The organism is Sphingobacterium sp. SYP-B4668 (genome assembly GCF_027627455.1).
Lineage (GTDB): Bacteria > Bacteroidota > Bacteroidia > Sphingobacteriales > Sphingobacteriaceae > Sphingobacterium.
Genome location: NZ_CP115483.1, coordinates 4683670 through 4704259, shown reverse-complemented (window position 1 = coordinate 4704259; position 20590 = coordinate 4683670). Strand labels below are relative to the sequence as shown.

General features: G+C 41.3%; 17 protein-coding genes. 9 read left to right on the top strand and 8 right to left on the bottom strand.

Going from position 1 to position 20590, the window contains the following annotated elements:
• The first annotated feature begins 34 nt into the window (after positions 1–34).
• The 3 genes from OQ289_RS19280 to miaA all read left to right on the top strand — a co-directional run bounded on the left by OQ289_RS19280 (position 35) and on the right by miaA (position 3164).
• A complete protein-coding gene (locus OQ289_RS19280; protein ID WP_270088387.1) occupies positions 35–1453 on the top strand; it encodes a CCA tRNA nucleotidyltransferase in 1419 nt (472 codons plus the stop codon).
• A gap of 207 nt (positions 1454–1660) precedes the next feature.
• Positions 1661–2242, top strand: coding sequence for an IS1096 element passenger TnpR family protein (locus OQ289_RS19275; protein ID WP_270088386.1), 582 nt, complete (start codon positions 1661–1663; stop codon positions 2240–2242).
• A 13-nt stretch (positions 2243–2255) separates the two neighbouring features.
• Positions 2256–3164: a tRNA (adenosine(37)-N6)-dimethylallyltransferase MiaA gene (gene miaA / locus OQ289_RS19270; RefSeq protein ID WP_270088385.1), complete on the top strand. Its 909-nt coding sequence runs from the start codon at positions 2256–2258 to the stop codon at positions 3162–3164.
• Positions 3165–3218: 54 nt separating this feature from the next.
• On the opposite strand, the gene OQ289_RS19265 is transcribed toward miaA, so the two are convergent.
• From OQ289_RS19265 to OQ289_RS19255, 3 genes are all read right to left on the bottom strand, one after another.
• The gene (locus tag OQ289_RS19265) at positions 3219–4286 is read right to left on the bottom strand and encodes a branched-chain amino acid aminotransferase (RefSeq protein WP_270088384.1); all 1068 of its coding nucleotides are present in this window, start codon (positions 4284–4286) and stop codon (positions 3219–3221) included.
• A 719-nt stretch (positions 4287–5005) separates the two neighbouring features.
• On the bottom strand, positions 5006–7612 hold the full coding sequence (locus OQ289_RS19260) for a CHAT domain-containing protein (protein WP_270088383.1): 2607 nt from the start codon (positions 7610–7612) through the stop codon (positions 5006–5008).
• Positions 7593–9593 (bottom strand): PKD domain-containing protein, encoded by a 2001-nt coding sequence (locus tag OQ289_RS19255; protein ID WP_270088382.1) that lies wholly within the window; start codon positions 9591–9593, stop codon positions 7593–7595. Before OQ289_RS19255 ends, OQ289_RS19260 begins: the two co-directional genes overlap by 20 nt.
• A gap of 77 nt (positions 9594–9670) precedes the next feature.
• Here OQ289_RS19255 and OQ289_RS19250 point away from each other — a divergent pair, with 77 nt between their 5' ends.
• Positions 9671–10240 (top strand): RNA polymerase sigma factor, encoded by a 570-nt coding sequence (locus OQ289_RS19250; protein WP_270088381.1) that lies wholly within the window; start codon positions 9671–9673, stop codon positions 10238–10240.
• Positions 10237–10971 (top strand): tetratricopeptide repeat protein, encoded by a 735-nt coding sequence (locus OQ289_RS19245; protein ID WP_270088380.1) that lies wholly within the window; start codon positions 10237–10239, stop codon positions 10969–10971. The genes OQ289_RS19250 and OQ289_RS19245 overlap by 4 nt, the downstream gene beginning before the upstream one ends.
• Before the next feature lie 7 nt (positions 10972–10978).
• Here OQ289_RS19245 and OQ289_RS19240 read toward each other — a convergent pair whose 3' ends face one another.
• The 3 genes from OQ289_RS19240 to recJ form a co-directional block, all read right to left on the bottom strand.
• Positions 10979–12493 carry a GH3 auxin-responsive promoter family protein gene (locus OQ289_RS19240; RefSeq protein WP_033565432.1) on the bottom strand — a complete coding sequence of 505 codons (1515 nt, stop codon included), beginning with the start codon at positions 12491–12493 and terminating at the stop codon, positions 10979–10981.
• A 23-nt stretch (positions 12494–12516) separates the two neighbouring features.
• A complete protein-coding gene (gene lptB / locus OQ289_RS19235; protein WP_033565431.1) occupies positions 12517–13251 on the bottom strand; it encodes an LPS export ABC transporter ATP-binding protein in 735 nt (244 codons plus the stop codon).
• A gap of 111 nt (positions 13252–13362) precedes the next feature.
• A complete protein-coding gene (gene recJ / locus OQ289_RS19230) occupies positions 13363–15063 on the bottom strand; it encodes a single-stranded-DNA-specific exonuclease RecJ (protein ID WP_270088379.1) in 1701 nt (566 codons plus the stop codon).
• Between the two features lie 114 nt (positions 15064–15177).
• Between recJ and OQ289_RS19225 the strand changes: the two genes are divergently transcribed.
• From OQ289_RS19225 to OQ289_RS19215, 3 genes are all read left to right on the top strand, one after another.
• Positions 15178–15957 carry an MBL fold metallo-hydrolase gene (locus OQ289_RS19225; protein ID WP_033565429.1) on the top strand — a complete coding sequence of 260 codons (780 nt, stop codon included), beginning with the start codon at positions 15178–15180 and terminating at the stop codon, positions 15955–15957.
• Between the two features lie 165 nt (positions 15958–16122).
• Positions 16123–16602, top strand: a complete 480-nt coding sequence (locus OQ289_RS19220; RefSeq protein ID WP_033565428.1) for a cation:proton antiporter regulatory subunit — start codon at positions 16123–16125, stop codon at positions 16600–16602.
• Positions 16603–16616: 14 nt separating this feature from the next.
• Complete coding sequence (locus tag OQ289_RS19215) at positions 16617–17849, top strand: cation:proton antiporter (protein ID WP_270088378.1); 1233 nt, start codon at positions 16617–16619, stop codon at positions 17847–17849.
• A gap of 26 nt (positions 17850–17875) precedes the next feature.
• Here the strand turns inward: OQ289_RS19215 and OQ289_RS19210 are convergent, their stop codons facing one another.
• Complete coding sequence (locus OQ289_RS19210; protein WP_033565426.1) at positions 17876–18205, bottom strand: iron-sulfur cluster assembly protein; 330 nt, start codon at positions 18203–18205, stop codon at positions 17876–17878.
• A gap of 9 nt (positions 18206–18214) precedes the next feature.
• The gene (locus OQ289_RS19205) at positions 18215–19381 is read right to left on the bottom strand and encodes a glycosyltransferase family 4 protein (RefSeq protein ID WP_270088377.1); all 1167 of its coding nucleotides are present in this window, start codon (positions 19379–19381) and stop codon (positions 18215–18217) included.
• Positions 19382–19540: 159 nt separating this feature from the next.
• Here OQ289_RS19205 and OQ289_RS19200 point away from each other — a divergent pair, with 159 nt between their 5' ends.
• Positions 19541–20518 carry a polyprenyl synthetase family protein gene (locus OQ289_RS19200; RefSeq protein WP_270088376.1) on the top strand — a complete coding sequence of 326 codons (978 nt, stop codon included), beginning with the start codon at positions 19541–19543 and terminating at the stop codon, positions 20516–20518.
• The last annotated feature ends 72 nt before the right edge of the window (positions 20519–20590 follow it).

Sequence of the window (20590 nt, the reverse complement as noted above, 5' to 3'; positions counted from 1 at the left end):
AAACTGATAGGTTTTTTGAGAACCGTGGCAAGCTATGAGTGACAATTTACAACATCCGATTTTTTCCCATATCAAAGATTTAGCAGCACAAACAAATACCGAATGTTATGTCATTGGCGGGTATGTGCGTGACCATATTATGGGGCGGCCATTTAAGAATGACGTCGATGTGGTAATTGTAGGTAGCGGAATTGATTTTGCCAACAAGTTGGGGGAAAAGCTCCATACCAAAGTGGCGATTTATAAAAGCTTTGGCACGGCAATGCTAGTCTATGATGGCCTCAATGTCGAATTTGTGGGTGCCAGGAAGGAGTCCTATCGTTCGGATTCTAGAAAGCCGATTGTAGAAAATGGCACTCTAGAAGATGATCAAAATAGACGTGATTTTACCATCAATGCGATGGCCTATTCGCTAAATATCTCCAACTACGGAGAGCTACTGGATCCATTCAATGGTCTCCAGGATATCGAACAAAGGGTTATCAAGACCCCATTGGAACCGGAAGTGACTTTTTCGGATGATCCGCTCAGGATGATGCGAGCCATTCGATTTGCGACACAATTGAGCTTTAAGATTGATTTAGCAACGCTTACAGCTATCGCGACGACTAAGCATCGAATCAATATTATCTCTAAAGAGCGGATTACCGACGAGCTGAATAAAATTATAATGGCAGCCAAGCCCTCCATCGGGTTTAAGTACTTATTCGATACCGGACTATTACCACTTATTTTCCCGGCTATGTACCAACTGTATGGTGTTGATATTGTAGACGGGAAGGGCCATAAGGATAATTTTTACCACACACTAGAGGTGTTGGACAATGTAGCTACTTATAGCGACGATCTTTGGTTGAGATGGGCCGCCATTATGCACGATATTGCAAAGCCGGCCACAAAGCGATTTGATAAAAAACTGGGGTGGACTTTCCACGGACACGAGGATAAAGGCGCTCGCATGGTACCCAAATTGTTTGCCGAGCTCAAATTGCCTCTAAATGAGAAGATGAAATTTGTGCAAAAGCTTGTCCTGCTACATCTACGCCCTATCGTGCTAGCCCAGGATATCGTGACCGACTCTGCTGTAAGACGTCTTCTTTTTGAGGCTGGGGATGATATTGATGCATTAATGATGCTTTGCCATGCTGACGTCACTACTAAAAACGAATTTAAAAAGAAAAAATATCGAGAAAACTTTGAGCTGGTCAAGCAGAAGCTTAAAGACGTTGACGAACGGGATCAGATTCGTAATTGGCAACCGCCTATCACAGGTGAGGATATTATGAAAGTATTCAACTTAGGACCGGGTAGAGAGGTGGGCAAAATTAAAAATGCCATACGGGAAGCTATTCTAGAAGGTGAGATAGCAAACTCTAGGGATCAGGCTTATCACTTTATGATCGATATAGGTGCCAAGATGGGATTGAAAGCCCAACACAAACTTAATATCTAGTGATTTGTTTCTTTTAGGTGTTAAAGATAGTGGGGGCTCTCCGGTAGGAGAATACAACAGCATCACGTAGTAAGTGGACATAAAGTCCATATCAATAACTTGAATTGACAGCGTAAGCTGGTCTTTTGATTTTTATTAAAGAAATAAAATCGTAATTTTAGACCGCTTTTGCATCAAATGATACTATAGATTTCAACATATAAGACAATGGCTATTTACAGATTTAGAGTTACTTTCGAAGACTACGAAGATGTTTACCGTGAAATTGATATGCTTTCTAAGCAAACATTTTTGGACCTTCACCATGCAATCCATAAGACTACCGGTTACGAAGTCGAAACATCTTCTTCGTTTTATGTAAGCAATGATCAATGGAAAAAAGGTACTGAAATCGCCTTGTTCCCTACCGAGAGGAAGATTGCAAACGAAGTCCTTTTGATGGAAGGTGTGCGGTTAAGTAAATTTATTGACGATCCGCACCAGAAGTTCTATTATGTATACAATTTTGAGCGACCTTACGATTTTCATGTTGAGTTAATCAAAATCCTCAAAGAAGAAGAAGGGAAAGAATATCCTACTGTATTTAAAACTATCGGAGTGGCTCCGAAGTCGCTTGGCAGTGCAGTAATACCTGCGGTACCAGTGGATGAAGATGATGCCGAGTATGAAGAGGAGGAGACGCAGTATGGTGTCGATGAAGAGGATGATTTCGATATGTTTGATGATGAGCAGGGGGAAGAAGATACAGATGGCGGCAATCGTCCATCAGGAGTAGAAGACGAGTATTAACAAAGGTCTCGCTTTGAAGCAAAAAACATTAATAGCCATAGTAGGCCCTACCGCGATAGGGAAAACTGCTATGGCTATTCAAGTCGCCAATCATTTTAAGACCGAAATTATATCTGCTGATTCTCGACAGTTCTATCGAGAAATGACCATTGGTACAGCCAAGCCCTCTATGGAAGAGTTGGCAGCGGCGCCACACCATTTTGTTGATTCACATTCCATAGAGCAGGATTATTCAGCAGGAGATTTTGAACGCGACGTCCTTGCTTTGTTGGAAAAGCTATTCCAGATTCATGATGTGGTCGTATTGGTGGGTGGATCGGGCTTGTTTGTTAAGGCCGTTTGTGAAGGGCTAGACAACCTACCTAAGCCGCTCCCTGGAGTCCGGGATAGACTGAATAATCGATTTGAAGCGGAAGGGATTGAAGTACTTCAGACCTATTTGAGAGAGGTCGATCCCGAGTATTTTGAAGAAGTCGATCGGAGTAATTCCCAACGTGTGATTCGTGCATTGGAAGTCTATGAGAGCACGGGCAAGCCATTTTCATTTTACAGACAGAATACTACGGCAAAGCGGCCATTTAATATCATTACAATTGCCTTGAATACCGATCGAGAAAAGCTTTACGACAGGATCAATCGGCGTGTAGATACGATGGTGGCCGCAGGGTTGATTGATGAGGTTAAGAGCTTGGTTAATTATAAGGATAAGCCAGCGCTTCTGACAGTCGGATATGCGGAAATTTTTGATTATCTGGCTTGTATCCTTACATGGGATGAAGCTATAGACCGAATTAAGCAAAATTCAAGAAGGTACGCCAAACGGCAAATTACCTGGTTTAAAAAAGGTGGTGATGCTGTGTGGTTCGAACCGCAAGATATCGAACAGGTGTTGGACTATATACAGAAGAAACTAAAAGCTTGAAACAAAAAAAGGCCGCATTCATGAATGCGGCCTTTTTTCTTTCATACGAGTTACCTATACGATGAAGTTCCATCCGAAAGGGTCTTCTATTTTTCCATATCGAAGGTCATTAAGATAAGAAAGGACCTTGTTGGAAAATTCTCGGTTTTCTACTTCTGGTAATTCATAAAGCTCTCCATTGTATCCAATTGTCGAGATGGGTGTCAAAGTTGCTGCTGTACCTGCTGCAAAAGCGTCGGATACTATACCTTCTTTAATTCCATTGATCAATTCTTCTACGGATACATGGCGTTGTTCGATTTTGTATCCCCAATGCTGCGCAAGTTCAACAATCGTGCGACGTGTCACACCGTGTAAGATAGTATCATCGTGAGGGGTGATAATAGTATCGCCAATACGGAATACCAAGTTGGCTGTACCTGCTTCCTCGATGTACTTGTGCTCTTTGGCATCTGTCCAAATCAATTGGTCGAAACCTTCATCATTGGCTAGTCGTGTAGGGTACAAGGACAAAGCATAGTTACCTGCATTTTTTGAAAAACCTACACCACCTTGTGCTGCTCTTGTGAAGTGAGTTTCTACTTTAAGTTTCAACGGTTTATTGTAGTAAGCACCGACAGGACTAGTGATAATGATAAATTTATAAGAAGCCGATGGGTGTACACCTAATGCGGCTTCAGTACCAAACATGAAAGGTCTGATGTATAAAGAGGTTCCTGTGACTTGAGGGACCCAAGCCTTATCTACTTCTAGAAGCTTTTTAAGACCACCCATGAAAATTTCTTCTGGAACTTCGGGCATTTCTAATCTTGCTGCAGATTTATTGAAGCGCTCCCAATTCCTATCTGGTCTAAAGATACTGACCGTTCCATCTTCAAATTTATAAGCTTTGATTCCCTCAAAAATCGCTTGACCGTAATGCAAGGCTGACATTGATGGGCTAATGCTCAAGTTTCCGTAAGGGACGATGCTCACATCTGTCCATTCCCCATTTTCATATTCAGCCACCAACATATGGTCTGAAAGGATTTTTCCAAATTTTAGATTGCTAAAATCTACCTGCGAGAGTCTCGATTGCTGTGTGGGCTCTACGCGAATGGAATAAGTGTCTGTCGCGCTCATCTTTAATAATTATTTCTAAGGCTAATGTAAGCAAAAGAAAAATAGCATGAAACCGAGATGTGAATAATTTTGATAGACAGGACAAAAATTATTCACTTGAACTCTTGGTTACAATAGCAAAGTTAACGATGGGATGAAGACGAGCGGATGTAAAAAAAATAAATCAGGGGGTAACAAATGACAACAAAAGTTGATGTATACATGAAGTTTAAGAATAACAAGCTTGATGATTAATACATCAATAAAGCAAGCTGATCGACTAGTTCTCGGACTACAACGTAATAATAATTCAATAGCAAAATAATGAAAAGAACAACACGCAAACATGCAAGAAAATGGCCGTCTTGGAATTTAGGTGGGCTTATCGAGGTAATTATTTACCAATTTCGTCAACAAAAATGTCATTCGTTTGTTGGTTACCAACTGGAGAACGATTTCATTCCAATTAATGTAGTGATATTTCGGTGTATTTATAAACGAGAAATTAGAGAGCCAATGTCAATTTTAACACAAAATATAACACAACGGTAAACATCCATGTTTTATATAAATATGAAATTTTGATGTAGCATAGACTAACCAAGCACGAATAGTTATAGTGCGGATATTCCATGCTACCGTTAAAAAAGCAACCCGATCCGCTAGCTAGCGGATTACAAAGTAATTATAAACCTATGAAAAGCAATAGACCAAGTGAAAAGATGAAACCTTACGGGACCTTAAGGTTTATCCTCGGATTCTTCGTTTATCTTTACAAGACTGCCATTAGACCTTAGGCGTCTGTAAGAGTAGCCTGCTATAGCCAGTAAAGATAAAATCAATGCCGATATTAGAAGGGACGTAAGGTCCCTTTTTTGTGTGAGTAAAATTTCGGTGTCAATTCCTGAATGATTAATATTGGCCCAATACCATGGATTTTGTCCCTGTTCATTCGAATGCGCTATAAAAGCTCTTTTCGCCTGGCCCAATGCGTTGATTGGATTTTTTTCCTGTAGAAGGTTGGAATAGAAAGTTGTGGTGATGTCTAGCGTGGCCTCGTCATCCGCCAACCAATAGGTAGCCAGTACGGAAGGAACGCCTTTTGTTAAAAAGGCCCGTGTTAGACTTTCCATGCCTTCTGATGTGAGATTTTCGCCGGACGCCGTATTACATGCTGAAAGGAAAATTAGCGGTGAGCCAATCCACGAAACCTTGATCTGATCGATAGATAAGGGTGTCCTTAGATAAATCATGGGACTGTTGTTATCATCCAAGGAGGTATGTGCGGCGATGTGTAAGATGTCTCGGGCAGCAAAGGCACTTTGAAGATCGTCTATTGATTGTCTTTCTTCAGAGTATACTGCCGTTTGATATCTACGTTGTAACTCTTGTGCCTCTTGATCGGCAAATAGGAGGTTAGGGAGTGGCGGTGTATAGTTGGAACGATACAGAATGTTGATCTTAGAAGGAGGAAGGATTGGGGGGCTGATGTATTCTTTCAGGATAAAGGTGTGGAGATAGGAAAGATTGTAGTGTTCCACAAGAAATTCATTGCCTTGGCGGAGCGCATCAAACGGAAGGCCGCTTAAGCTACCGTCTGTTGAAATGAACAATGTTCCATCTCTCTGCGGTAGTTCGGGGAGAAGCGCCGAGCAAATCGTTGTCGCCATCAAATCATAGGCTTTCGGGTCATTGTTGTATGCCTGTGGACTGTGTCCAAAATAGGTGGATTTGAAGGTGTCTACGGTTTTTACAATGCTATTTCCTACTTTGTGTAGGCGATATGTCCCGTTGTTGCAGGATAAGATATAAAGTGAGCTATCTGCATTTGTAAAATACGTATAATGGTAATCTGTGGAATTGCCTATTTTTTCGGAGAATAGGTTGATATCTGGAACCTCAAATTTTTTTTCATAAAACTTCTCGTCGATTTGCAGTTCCAGTAGCAGTTGTTGTGCTTCTCGCTTTAATTCCTTTTTTAATGGATTGTCTTGGACCGAGTGGATTTGCCGATAGATATGTTGTAACCTATTTAGTTTATGCCCCAATGTGGTGCTGTCCTGTGACCAATTGGACGAGCGGCTTATTTCATTGATCAGTAGTCGGCCTTTAGATAATTCTGTTAACCAAAAACAAGTTTTTAGGATTTCTTGTGCAATTGCCTCCTCTGTGGTGTTGCCCAAGAGTCGGCTTGCGGTGGATAACATTTTCTCTACACGTTGCCGGCTTGATTTGTTGTTTTTGAGATGTCCCTCTCGACCTGTGATTAGCTGTTGTGTTCTGAAATCATTCTCTATCGCCAGTCTGTAATAATAAAAAGCAGAGTCATTGTCATGTACAAACTCATAGTTGTCTGCAATCCCTGTGAGTGCGTGGGTATAGGTGTAATCCGTTACATACCCATTGGGGTCTCTCAAAGGGCTCAATAAGGCGAGGCTTTCGGTGAAATATTTTTTGGAATCTCCAGGTCTTTTGCTGTGTGTGTATAGTTCTGCTAATTGTAGATTGACTTTGGCTTTTTCTCGTTGATAACCGTTGTTACTCGCATTGTTCAACAACCTTAGCGCTGTCTCGAAATCCTTGGGAGATTCATTTAATTCTCCTCTGAGTAGCAATGCTGAAGTATACCAACTAAGCGTATCCGCTTGGAGAGATGAGTGCTCAAAGATAGCAATGGCTTTTTTATTGAATAAATAGCAACTATCACGATTTCCAATTTGTTGATACGCATTTGCAAGATTGTTGTAAATCAGGGCTTCAGTCAGTGTATTGCGCGGTCCCAAAGACAATGATTGATGGGATAAACTGATGGATTTTTGTGGTGCGGGCAAGTAGAGATAAGCTAGGGCTAAGTTATTCAATAGTGCGATTTTTTGTTGCGGTTCCGAGGTCTCCGAAAGGGCATGTTCCAGCAATCCTACGGTTTTCTCGATATCATCGATACGAGTATACAGATTAGCCAAAGGCTTGATTACGAGTGCAGCTATATCAATGTCGGCGAGCTTATTTTCATGGACGTATTGATATGCCTTTTCATAGTATTTGATGCTTTCATATAGATTGCCATGCTCCTTCAACGAGTAGGCAACATTCATTAATATATAGGCATAGATTACTTTATCTTCTACACGCTGTATAATACCCTCTATTTGATTGACAAACGAATCGGCCTGCTGTATATACCGCTCAGGATACTGATAGGCGACAGTTTCTAACGAATCCAGTAATCGAGTGGAAACCGTATCTATATTCTGCGTGATCTCGTTGGATACCGTTCGCTTCCCACAAGCGTGAAATACACATAGTATGGTTAGGACTAATATATATTTAAAACCGCCAGAGAGCATATATATTGGCCGTGTGTTTTACGTTTTTATCATAGTTATACCGAAATCCAATTGATGGACCTAAGTAGACAAATCCGATGTTTATGTCTACGAATGGATTCCACAGTATCTTGGATGTTTTTTCCTTTTCTAATACGTCCGACCGTGTGATGGAAGCTTCTACACCACTGGCACCACGACCGAAGTATGATGTGGTAGATTCGTTCTTGGTGTTGATTTGTAAGCGTGCCATTGCTCCAATCCCAGCTGAGAGGTACCGATTAAAGTTGTAACGCACCTGGGCCGGGATACTTAGGTGGAGAAACCGTTGTTCCAATGACGTTTGCGAGGCTATATATTGAAATCCCTTATCTCCATATTCTGGATCGGCAACAACACCATCGCCATCAACCCTCGGGTTGTCCGTATTTAGCCCGCTCGTGGTTGCGTACAGTTCTACTTGCCAATACGGTTTTTTATATGGAGCGATTGGAGCTAGGCCTACACCTAGGGCTATGCCATTGGTATATTTTTTACTGATGTCATTTTCTCCTAAATCACCCGATATAGAGGAATTCAGCCCAAATGTCACAATAGGAGAAAACCCTTTCCTAAATCTTGATGTAGCGGTATTGGTGCGGATAGGTTCATTTTTATCAAAATATATATCCGTATGCGCCTTGAATGATTTGTTTTGGAGACGTTTGGTAGTATGGACGGAAAATAGGATAAAGCCTTGGGTGCTGTCCTGGTCTGTAACATCAGGCGCTCCAGTCCCTGGTAGCGAGATATCTTTGAAATGAAAGACAAGTTTTCCTGTGTCGTCAAGATAGTACCGATAGCATCCTCTGCTGGATGCGTTCTCACAGCTATCACATTCTGGATATAAGGCAATCAGCTTAAAACTGTCTTTATCGATTTCCTTTGGTAGTTGCATCTCCAATCTTACATTTTTGGCATCCCCCTCACCGTCGTTTTGGAATTGGACTTTATATGTCATTGTCTTCTTCTTTCGCATCTGGAGCCTATAATTCATTCGAGCTGGGCGAATGGACATTTTATTAGGATCATGAGACTTGATAATCGGCACATCTACTTGGTGTACATTTGCCAACCCATCCTCGGGGATAAATACACCCGATATAGTGACGATAGCATTTGTATCGACCAACATTTCCGGTGTGATGTCTAGGTTTACCAATGCAAACTGTGTCTCCCCATTGCTGGGGTCTACCTCATACGTGGACACTGTCTGATACGCCTCATACAGATTTGAAAAATAGGAAATAGCGTCCTTTTCCGATTTAAATTGCTGTTCCTCCTTAATCCCGTACGCTGGGCTTCCAGACTTGGTCAAGGTGGACTGTTTCACCGTAGCCCATAGCTGTTGCATCTGCGGCTCTTTGACAGCACTATCTATTTTTTCGTTATAGTAGCGGCTTTGCTCAGCAAGTGAAAAGCCAGCCAGTCCCGCTATTTTTTCATTCGTCAACAAATATATTTTACCTTTTTTCCCACCTGTATTCACTCCTACGACCAACGACATGTCTTGCCCCGGAATAGCATTACAGTTCTTAAAGATTTGGAAAGTCTGATTGGCACTAAAAAATGATTGTTCAAAACGATTGGGAATGGGGTTGTTGGCTAATTGTGTATCTACTTTTATCTTCTTTTTGGGTCTTTTGGGTCTTGGGCCATCATCATAGTTATTGACGGCGTAGATTGATACTTCATACTCTCCCGGTTTGGCATATTGGTGTAAAGGATTTGCTTCAGTGCTGAAATGACCATCTCCAAAATCCCAGAGATAAGTGTAGAAAGGAGTTCGACCTCCTGGGACCTGAACTAGGGGGCGCAGCTCCGCCTTGAATCGTTGTCCACCACCTTCTAGTTGACTATGGATGATAGTTTGGAAAGTATCAATGGGTGCATCGCTGACAGTGTCCTGGGCAAATGAATAATGAGCAAAAAGCAAAGAGATAAAGGTTAATAGCCGTTTCATAAAGTAGGTGAATAAAGGATCTCTGACTGTAAATTAATAGAATAATTCTTACATTTACAAATAACCGATTTCATTTCATGCATGCTGACCAGAAATACATAGACTACCTTAAGTCTAATGATGCCTTAGGTATTCAAAGTATCTATACCCAATTTGGAAAGAAGGTGGTAAGGATGATTTGTTTTAATAACGGATCAGAAGACGATGCCTATGACATTCTACAGGAATCTCTAGTCGATATATACCATATGGGGCTGGATAAAAACTATCAACTGACAACCTCCTTCGAATCCTTTCTCTTAATGGTCTGCAAGCGTAAATGGCTGAATGCGTTGAAAAAAGCTAAACAAATAGAGGTAACAAAATCTACAGATGATTTATATGGTATTGAAGATGTATCAGATTTAACATTACAGGAAGAGTTGGAACATATTGAGCGGGAGAATGAGGTGATGCGCGTACTAGCTACTTTAGGAGATCGTTGCCAGGAGATTATCAAGAGATGTATCACCGAGAAACATCAGGAACAAATTGCGGTATCTCTAGGTGTCACGTATGCTTATTTGCGAAAGAAGAAAAGCGAATGTATGGCCACGCTAATGGAACGTGTTAACATGTACACTTCATACAAAACAAAGAAATCATGAAGTCAAAAGCGGAAAAGATAAACGACTATATCGATAATTGCCTCGAACCGCAGGAGCTCCTGGCGTTTGAAGAGGAGATGGAAGCGGATTCCACATTGAGAGAGGAGGTCGAATTGTATCGTGACGTACAGGCTACGCTGTCCAAGCGTATGAGCCGTCAGGAACAAGAATTGAGACAATCTTTGGTACATGCTCAGCACAAGAACCGTACGACTACTGGAAAGACCCTTCCATTCAAGAAGATGTTGACCTATGCTATACCAATTGTGGCCGCTGCCTGTATAATAGTGGTGGTCAGACTATTCTTCTTTCAATCTCCGGATGACTTATATAATCTCCCGACAATGCATACTGCCGTTGTACGGGGGGCAACGGATGGAGAGTCTTCCTATGCGAAGGCAGCAACATTGTTCAATGCAGAGGATTACAACGCTGCAATGCCTTTACTCCAAGACCTTGTGTCGGGTGATCCTACCAATCTCCAGTACAAATATTATTTGGGACTTTGCCACTATGGTATGGCCGAATATACGCTGGCAGCCCAGATATTAGAACCTCTAGCAGCAGGCACTTCTGTGTTTAAGAATGAGTCTAGGTATTACCTTGCGTTGGCTTACCACAAAGAAGGAAAGGATCAAGAAGCAATTCAAGCACTGAAACAGGTAGAGGATACAAGCACCATGTTCAAGAAAGCATCCCGCTTACTGCAAAAATTAGAACTAAAGAAATAGCTGATATTTACTTGCCAAGTATTTTGAGAATAGGGTCGAGGTATTCCCGGGTGTTCGATAGTCTCGGGACTTTATTCTGTCCGCCTAGTTTTCCTCTAGATTTCATCCATCCAAAGAATGTATTTTGGGGTGCATTATGAATGATAGGGAATCGTAATGCCATATTCTTGAATCGTTTGGCTTCATAATCCGAGTTGATAGACATCAAGGTATCGTCTAATATCGCACAGAAGTTTTCAAAGTTATCCGGCTGTTGTTCAAATTCGATGATCCACTCATGGGCACCGGCTTCTCCATTATTAAAATAAACAGGTCCTGCAGTATAGTCCCTAACAATCGCATGAGTTATATCGCTTGCCTTTTTTACCGCTACCTCTGCATTGTCTACAATCAATTCTTCACCAAAGGTATTGATATATTGTTTGGTACGTCCCGAGATTTGAATCCGAAAGGGAGATAGGCAGGTGAATTTGATTGTGTCTCCAATCATATACCGCCATAGACCAGCATTGGTGGAGATAATCAACGCATAATTTTTTCCGATTTCTACCTGATCAAGGCTTAGGGTCTTCGGGTGTTCATCATGAAGATTTTCCATCGGAAGAAATTCGTAATACACGCCATAGTCTAACATCAAAAGCAGATCGTCAGAATCCGATCGATCCTGCAAAGCGAAGTACCCCTCAGAAGCGTTATAGTTTTCGAGATAGTACATATTATCCGAAGGGATTAGTTTTTTAAACTGTTCCCGATAGGGTTTGAAACTCACCCCACCGTGGCTGTAAAATTCGAGATTCGGCCATACTTCTAGTAGATTGTCTTTTCCCGTGATTTCTAAGATGCGCTTAGCCATCACAATATTCCATGTCGGTACGCCAGCTAGATTGGTTACATTTTCTTTTATTGTGATTTGCGCAATACTCTCTATTTTTTCTTCGAAATTAGGATTAAGTGTGACCTCCAAGTTGGGGGTCCGTTTAAACTCAGCCCAAAAGGGTAGATTACGGATTAAGATAGACGAGAGGTCTCCATAGTATGAATCAGAGCTAAAACTATTGATTTGAGAGCTACCACCTAAGACGACAGACTTACCCGTGAATACCTTGTTGTCCGGTTTATTGTGACAGAAGATGGATAGCATATCTTTTCCACCTTGATAGTGGCACTCTTCCAATGCTTCCTCACTAACCGGGATAAACTTGCTTTTATCAGAGGTGGTACCCGATGATTTTGCGAACCATTTGATGTCCGAGGGCCATAGGATGTTTTGCTCTCCTTTGATCATTCGATCTACATACCCCTTTATGGAGTCGTAGTCCTGTATCGGGACTCTTTGCTTGTATTCCTCAGGGGTTAGGATACTTTTGTAATCGTATCGTTTGCCCCACTCAGTCGCTTCGGCTGTCGATATTAAACTCTGAAACCACTCTTCTTGAACTTCGTGGGGATACTTGATAAAAAGATCGATTTGATGCATCCTTTTATTCATGAACCACGTGAAGAGCGAGTTTAATATTGCCATATCTTAGATTAAAATGATTAAGTCTATAATTTTTTGCGTCTCAACTCAAAATGGCGGCCCAAGTAGAACTTACGCGCCAATTCATTGTTTGCAATTTCTTCGGGGGTGCCAGTCAACATAATCTTGCCTTCGGTCAAAAGGTATGCTCTGTCAGTGATGGAAAGTGTCTCCTGTACGTTGTGATCCGTTATCAGTATGCCGATATTTCTGGTCTTTAATTTAGATACGATGGTCTGAATTTCCTCTACGGCAATAGGGTCGACACCCGCAAAAGGCTCATCCAATAAAATGAATGATGGATTTGCAGCAAGAGCTCTTGCAATTTCCGTACGTCGTCTCTCGCCCCCAGAAAGGAGGTCGCCTCTATTCTTGCGGACGCGATGGAGACTGAATTCCGTCAATAGTTCTTCTAACTTCTCCTTACGCTCCTCTTTATTGGGATGATGGATCTCCAATACCGCTAGAATATTGTCTTCCACAGATAGCTTTCTAAAAACAGAGGCTTCCTGAGCAAGGTAACCAATCCCCTTCTGAGCGCGTTGGTACATTGCATCACTGGTAATCTCTTGGTCATCTAGATAAACATGTCCTTCATTAGGTTTGATTAGACCTACGATCATATAGAAGGAAGTCGTTTTTCCTGCCCCATTAGGGCCTAGGAGTCCTACTATCTCACCCTGCTCTACATGGAAGGATACATCATTGACAACAACACGTTGTTTATATTTTTTAATGAGGTGCTCTGCTTTTAAGATCATTATGTATTCGTTTCAAGCTGATGATTTGGCCTAAGGCACTAGTATACAAACTTAACTAAAGTTTCCTTGAAATGGAAGACTGCGATTTTGGCTTCTTTTCATGCATAATTGCTAGTATCGTATAGACTTAATGTTCAATTGTAGATTTTTCTTACCTCTCCAATTGTTCTCTTCAATCGCGTAGCAAATGTCAAACGGTTTGCCGCTGTTGATATGGGGAAGGTGTTCAGCCAAACCAAATCCTATGCAGTCAAATGAAGCTGAATCCTCTTGTCGAATCGTCATCTTGAGGTGATTTGTTCCCACAATGTATGCGTTGCCAACGATCATTACCTTTTTTGTGAGAAAAATTGGAGCTTCATTTTGAGGGCCTAATGGCTCGAATTGTTTCAGAATCTTGAAGAATCGGACCGTTATATCTACTAAAGGAATAGTAATTTCAATGATTACCTCCTGTTGTAGCATTTCAGGTTTGATTTTAGCTGTGACCACATCTTCGAATTTCTCTTGAAAAGAGCTAACATTCTCCAATTTCATTGTCAACCCTGCGGCATATTTATGTCCGCCAAACTGATCCAGTAGATCGCTACATTCACTCAGGGCTTCATACAGGTCAAAACCGATTACTGATCGAGCAGACCCAGCAACATGACCATTCGTTTGTGTTAGAATGATTGTAGGCCTATAATATTTTTCCGTCAACCTTGAAGCGACAATACCAATTACACCCTTGTGCCAATCGGCTTTGAACAGCACTGTCGATTTTCGCGCCTGTAGTTTTTCACTCTCATCAATAAGCGAAAGTGCTTCTTCGGTTATCTTCAGGTCAAAATCCTTACGGACATTATTTTGGTCATCTATACTTTCTGAAAAATCCTTCGCTTCTGGTAGTGATTTAGATATTAGTAGTTTGACAGCATCTTTCGCATGATCTATGCGGCCAGCAGCATTAATGCGAGGGCCGATTTGAAAGACAATGTCATTGACCGTAAATGTGCCTGTCTTGTTAGAGGATAGGTTGATGAGTGCTTGAAGTCCACAGCAGGGGTTGGTGTTCAACTTTTGAAGTCCAAAATGCGAGAGGATTCTATTTTCTCCTGTTATGGGGACAATATCTGAAGCGATACTGACCGCAACCAAATCCAAGAATTGATAGCATAGCTGGATATCCATCTCATTTTTCTGGATAAAAGCCTGTATAAGCTTAAAGCCAATCCCGCATCCAGATAGCTCTTTGTATGGATAGATACAGTCTTCACGTTTCGGGTCCAGTACAGCCACTGCCTGAGGGAGCTCCTCACCAGGGAGATGGTGATCTCCAATGATGAAATCAATTTGTTTGGAAGAGGCGTAATCTATTTTATCATTTGCCTTGATGCCACAGTCTAAAGCAATAATCAGGGTGAAACCATTTTCAGCTGCATAGTCGATGCCTTGGGTAGAAATACCATAGCCCTCAGCATAGCGGTCTGGAATATAGAATTCAATTCGGGTATGAAATTCCCTGAAGAAATTATACACTACGGCTACGGCTGTCGTTCCGTCTACATCGTAGTCACCGTAAATCAATATCTTCTCATTATTGCCTATTGCTTTTTCGATTCGAGATACGGCAATATCCATATCTTTCATCAGAAAAGGATTATGCAAATGTGCAAGAGAGGGTCTGAAAAACTCTTTTGCTTGCTCAAAAGTTTCAATCTCCCTATTGATCAGCAATTCGCCGAGTACTGGACTGATACCTAACTCATCACTTAATTTTATGACTTTGCTATGTTCAGATTTAGACTTTAGTACCCACCTTTTTTGCATATCTTTGCATTGATTTAACGTGTAAATATACGTTTTGAAAAGCTACTTACCTAATCTTTGGTCAGTAACTAAAAATGTTGAAATCATAACTTCCATATTTCCAAGCATATAAATATGATACAAGCACATTCGCTTTTTGAAGGCTCTTTTTCCGTCGATTCCTCGAAAAAATTCATACCTTTTGATAAAGATAAAGACAGTCCAAAGGATCGTCCAGGATCCCTATTTGTACATGTACACCCTTTCTTAATTGAGTCTGCTGCAGGACTTATATTATGTGATGCAGGGTTGGGTATGACAGATGATGACGGGAATCTGACTATTCACAATAATATCCGAAAATTGGGCTTTGAACCAACAGATGTCAAGTATGTGTTGATGTCACATCTGCACAAAGATCACACAGGAGGCATGGTTGAATTTAGAGATGGCGTAGGTCGCATCGCTTTTCCAGAAGCGGAATATATTGTGCAAAGAGGAGAATGGGAAGACGCGTTCAGTGGGCATTCATCTTCTTACAAGACAGATATATTTGATGTTATCCAAAGAAGCGGTAACCTCGTTTTGGTAGAGGGTGGAGGGATGGTCAACCAGGAGATTAGCTTTGAGCAAAATGGTGGACATACACCTCACCATCAAGCATTCCATATAGAGACTGGAGGTGAACATTACTTTTTTGGAGGAGACGTACTTCCTGAGCCAGAGGAGATCTTCCGTAACTTCATCGCAAAGTATGACTATGATGGGCGCAGGGCCAAAGAATTACGTCAAGAATATTGGGAAGAGGGTGCTCCGAATGATTGGATCTATTTGTTCTACCATTCTAAAAGTATAGCTATTGGCCGACCTGAGCAACGTGAGGACGGGACATATAAGCTGATTCATGCGGAATAGTTGGCCGCTAAAGCACGATGTTATCGTGTTTTAGAAAACGAATACAAGACTGCTGTCTGATAATGGGCTTCAGTTTTCATATCAAAAAAAGTTTAACTAAGTTTGCAAGATACGGTTCAATAAGAAAGCCGTTTCGCATATAATTAATCACTAATCATTTACATTATGTCAGTTGTAAGAGAATCGGATCTTATTGGTATAGGTAAGAAATATCAAATAGAGACGGATGCAGGGGATAGCATGGTTGTTGTTATCCATGACGATGGAAGAAGAGAGCTGTATCGCTACGATACCGAAGAAAATGAGTCAAGGTGTGTCATGACCCTTTCTGATGAGGAGTCCAGACAAGTTGCCGGTATTATAGGCGGACTTTCTTATAAACCCAAAGCTTTGGAAACCATCGAGGTCGCTTTGGACGACTTGATTATAGAATGGTATAAGGTCGGTGGGGGTGACGTCAGTTGCAACAAGACAATCGGTGAGCTAGGCGTTCGTAAAAATACAGGCGCGAGCATTATTGCTGGAATTCGAGATGAAGATACCGTGATCAACCCCGGCCCAGACTACGAAATTAGTCCAGGTACTACTCTTGTTGTTGCTGGAAAGAGAGGTAATATCAAAGCGTTAAAAGAACTACTTCATTAATTAATTTTTATCATATGCTATCTACTACCCTTATCTTAGAAATAGGTGTTGCTGTTGGACTCGTCGCTATCGTCGGTTTTATCGCGAATAAGTTGAAGTTCTCCGTTATACCTTTTTTTATATTGATAGGGATGGTTTTAGGACAGCATGCCCCTCAGTTTGGATTGATTGATCTATCCTTTACCGAAAGCAAACCCTTTATTGATTTTATGGGCCGCTTAGGGGTACTATTCCTTCTGTTTTACTTAGGGCTTGAATTCTCGGTAGGCAGACTTATCAAATCTGGTAAATCCATTGTCACGGGAGGTAGTGTATATGTAGCCCTTAACTTTGTTTCGGGGTTGCTGATCGGATGGTTGATGGATATGCCCTTCAAAGAGACAATGGTCCTGTGCGGTATCATGACCAGTTCGTCTACAGCCATCGTGGCCAAAGTATTGACAGACCTCAAACGTACTGCCAATCCGGAGACAGAGGTCATCATGGGCATGATTATGTTCGATGACCTATTTATAGCCATGCATATTTCTTTTCTGTCAGGATTGATTCTTACTGGAAGTAGTTCCTTCTGGACAGTCGCTGGTACTTCTTTGTTAGCCTTAGGGTTTATACTGGTATTTTTGATTTTAGGACGCAAACTCGTTCCAGCTATTGATAAGTTGTTGCAGGTGAAGTCCTCCGAGCTTTTTATTTTGCTGATATTTGCTTTACTGTTTTTAGTTGCTGGTTTTTCGGAGACTATTCACGTAGCCGAGGCGATAGGGGCTTTAATGGCAGGTTTGGTCTTGGCAGATTCTCAGTATATTAAAAAGATTGAAGCCATGGTGCTGCCCTATAAGGACTTCTTCGGCGCTATGTTTTTCTTTAGCTTTGGTTTATCCATCGACATGATGTCGTTGGGAGGGGCTGTGATGTGGGCAGCCATTGCTGCTGTAATTACCATTGCGGGCAACTTGGTTTCAGGATATTTCGCTTCTAAATTCTCTGGAATGAAACCTCGTGTATCTTTTGATATTGGGTTCACATTGTCGGCTCGAGGGGAATTCTCCATCATCATGGCCAACATTGGTAAGGCTGGTGGTTTGCTACCCGTTCTACAGTCCTTTGTCGTGGTATACGTATTGATATTATCAATAGTCTCTCCTCTCTTAACGAAGGAGTCAAGAAATATATGGAACAAGCTTTTCGGGAAAGATCAGGTACCCACTAAGCCCGTTAAGAAATTGAGCGACTTGGAGGGGAAATAAACGTGGTGAATCCACCACGGATTGTCCTATAAAAATCCTAATTCCAATTTAGCCTCTTCTGTCATCATATCCTTGGTCCACGGTGGGTCAAATGTCAACTCCACTACAGCGCCTTTTAATCCTTCTATAGCTGCTACTTTTCGCTGTACCTCGTCCATGATTTCTCCAGCAACAGGGCAACCGGGGGCTGTCAGTGTCATTACAATCTTGGCCATGCCATCCTCCTTTGTAATCACTTCATATATCAGACCTAAGTCCACAATGTTTGCTGGTTTAAGCTCCGGGTCGTAGATGCTCTCCAATACTTCTTGGATTTTGCTACCTAAGTTTAACTTGTCTAAAAAAATGATGCTCATACTACAAAGTTAAGACTTATCTTTTATAAGCATTTCATATTCTGCGGTTAGTTTTCTAATGACAATGTCAGGAGTGTATGACTGTTGGTAAAGATCAAGTGCCTTTAGGCTCATTCCTGCTAATACTGCTGTTGGTGTAGAGTTAGCCTGTGTGATAGCATGAATAATAGTGTCGGCTTTATGCGGGTCGAACAGAAAACCCGTCTCATTCTCTATGATAACATCAGGTATAGCCCCTATGTTGCTGGCGATTACTGGGGTGCAGGTCGCAAACGCTTCAATAATCGTCAGCGGCACCCCACCCTCATAACAGACAGATGGTACTATAAGCCCTTTGCAGAATTTCAACTCATCTATAATCTGCGACTTGTCCATCATTCCCAAATAGTCCAAATTGGGATTTTTAATAGCCATGCTCTTCACTTCCTCTGTTTGTGGACCTGTACCTGCTATTTTTAATTGGATATCTGTACCTGCTATCGCTTGGAGTAGGTTGGTGATTCCCTTCTCGGGTGACAATCTCCCTACATAAAGAAAATGCTTTCCTCTTTCTTTACTTTGGATGGTGCTTGTCATATCTACAAAATTAGGTTTGACTACAAATTTGTCACTATCCACAGGAAGTGTGCTGCTAATGAATAATTGTCTAGAAAACTCTGCCAAGACAAAATAACGATCGATAAGATTCCAGGTTCCAATTCTACGATGTATCCAATAGCTAAGAGCCGTCCAAAGTGTTTTGATTTTTGAGTTGTCTAGCACATTCTTCTCGATAGCCAGCCAGGGGAATTTTCGGTGTATGCTATCCGTAAATAAGGTGTTTTTATAGAAGAGAGTGGCTGAGGGGCATAATAATCTAAAGTTGTGGAGTGACATGACGACGATTTTTCCTGCTTTTTTTGCATGTCGGATAGCCAAAGGTCCACATGCATATTGCGTATTGTGAAAATGGACAATATCGGCATTCACTTCAGCTATCTTTCGTTGTACTTTTCGTGCAGCAAATACATTCCATGGACTGAGCAGAAATTGAAAAAGTCCCTTCACACCCTTGCGGTTTTTAAAAATGAGCGTGAATACCTCGTGCTCTCGTCGCAGTTCGGCAACTTCTTGCTGAAAAACAATGTCTTCTCCGCCTAGGTCCTGATAATAATTATGGATAATGAGTATGCGCACGATTAAAGATTAAGCATTAAAATTAGAAATTAAATATCATATTGAACAATTTGATTCTAGAATAATGCCATCTACCCTCCTTGTATCGATGAGGCTAGAAGGCCCAGCGCTGTGTATTACTCGCGAGTAATTGCTATCTTCGCAGAGATAAGAAACGATATGATTACAAGTACTTCCCCCTCTCATTCTGTTCAAGAAGCTTTAGCTTCAGTGGTATTTCCAGAGACCCCTGCAAATATGTACGACCCTATACGCTATATCCTCACCCTTAAAGGTAAGCAGGTTCGCCCCGTATTGGTGTTGATGGGGGCAGAGTTGTTCGGTCTTCAAGCGGTCACAAATGCCATCCCAGCAGCGTTAGCGATTGAATATTTTCATAATTTTTCGCTGATCCATGATGATATTATGGACAAGGCACCTTTGAGAAGAGGTCAACAGACCGTTCATGAAAAATGGAATGACAACGTTGCCATTCTTTCTGGAGATGGTCTTTTAATCAAAGCCTATGAGCAGCTTGCCAAATGTCCCAAAGAGTATCTCTTTGATTTGTTGAATACCTTCAATAAAGTAGCTACTGAAGTGTGTGAAGGACAGCAATTGGATATGGACTTTGAGTCTCTTGAATCCGTGACCGAAGAGCAGTATATTCATATGATTACCCTAAAAACTTCTGTCTTATTAGGAGGTGCGTTAAAATTAGGAGCGATTATTGCAGGGGCTCCTGTTGCGCAACAACAGTTGATTTATGAATTTGGGGTGTATGTTGGTGTGGCTTTTCAGCTACAAGATGATATTTTGGACGTATATGGTGACCCCGAAACATTTGGTAAACAGGTTGGGGGGGATATTATCGCAAATAAGAAGACATTTTTACTTATCAAGTTGCTGGAAAATGCTAGTCAGGATGATATTATTGACATTCAACAACTTCTTGCATGTGATCTGCAATACGAACCAAATAAAGTACAATTGATGAAAACATTGTACGCTAAATACAACATTAGAGCGCTAGCTAATGATAAGAAAGCACATTTTACGACGTTAGCTTTCGATACACTAGCAAAGATTGAAGTGGGACAGGATAGAAAAGAACAGCTCTATAATCTCGCAGGCGATTTATTAAACAGGATACGATAGTATAGTTATTAATTACGATTATGATAAATCGTGATTTTTTATCATATTGTCATAATATTATTTTAATTGTTA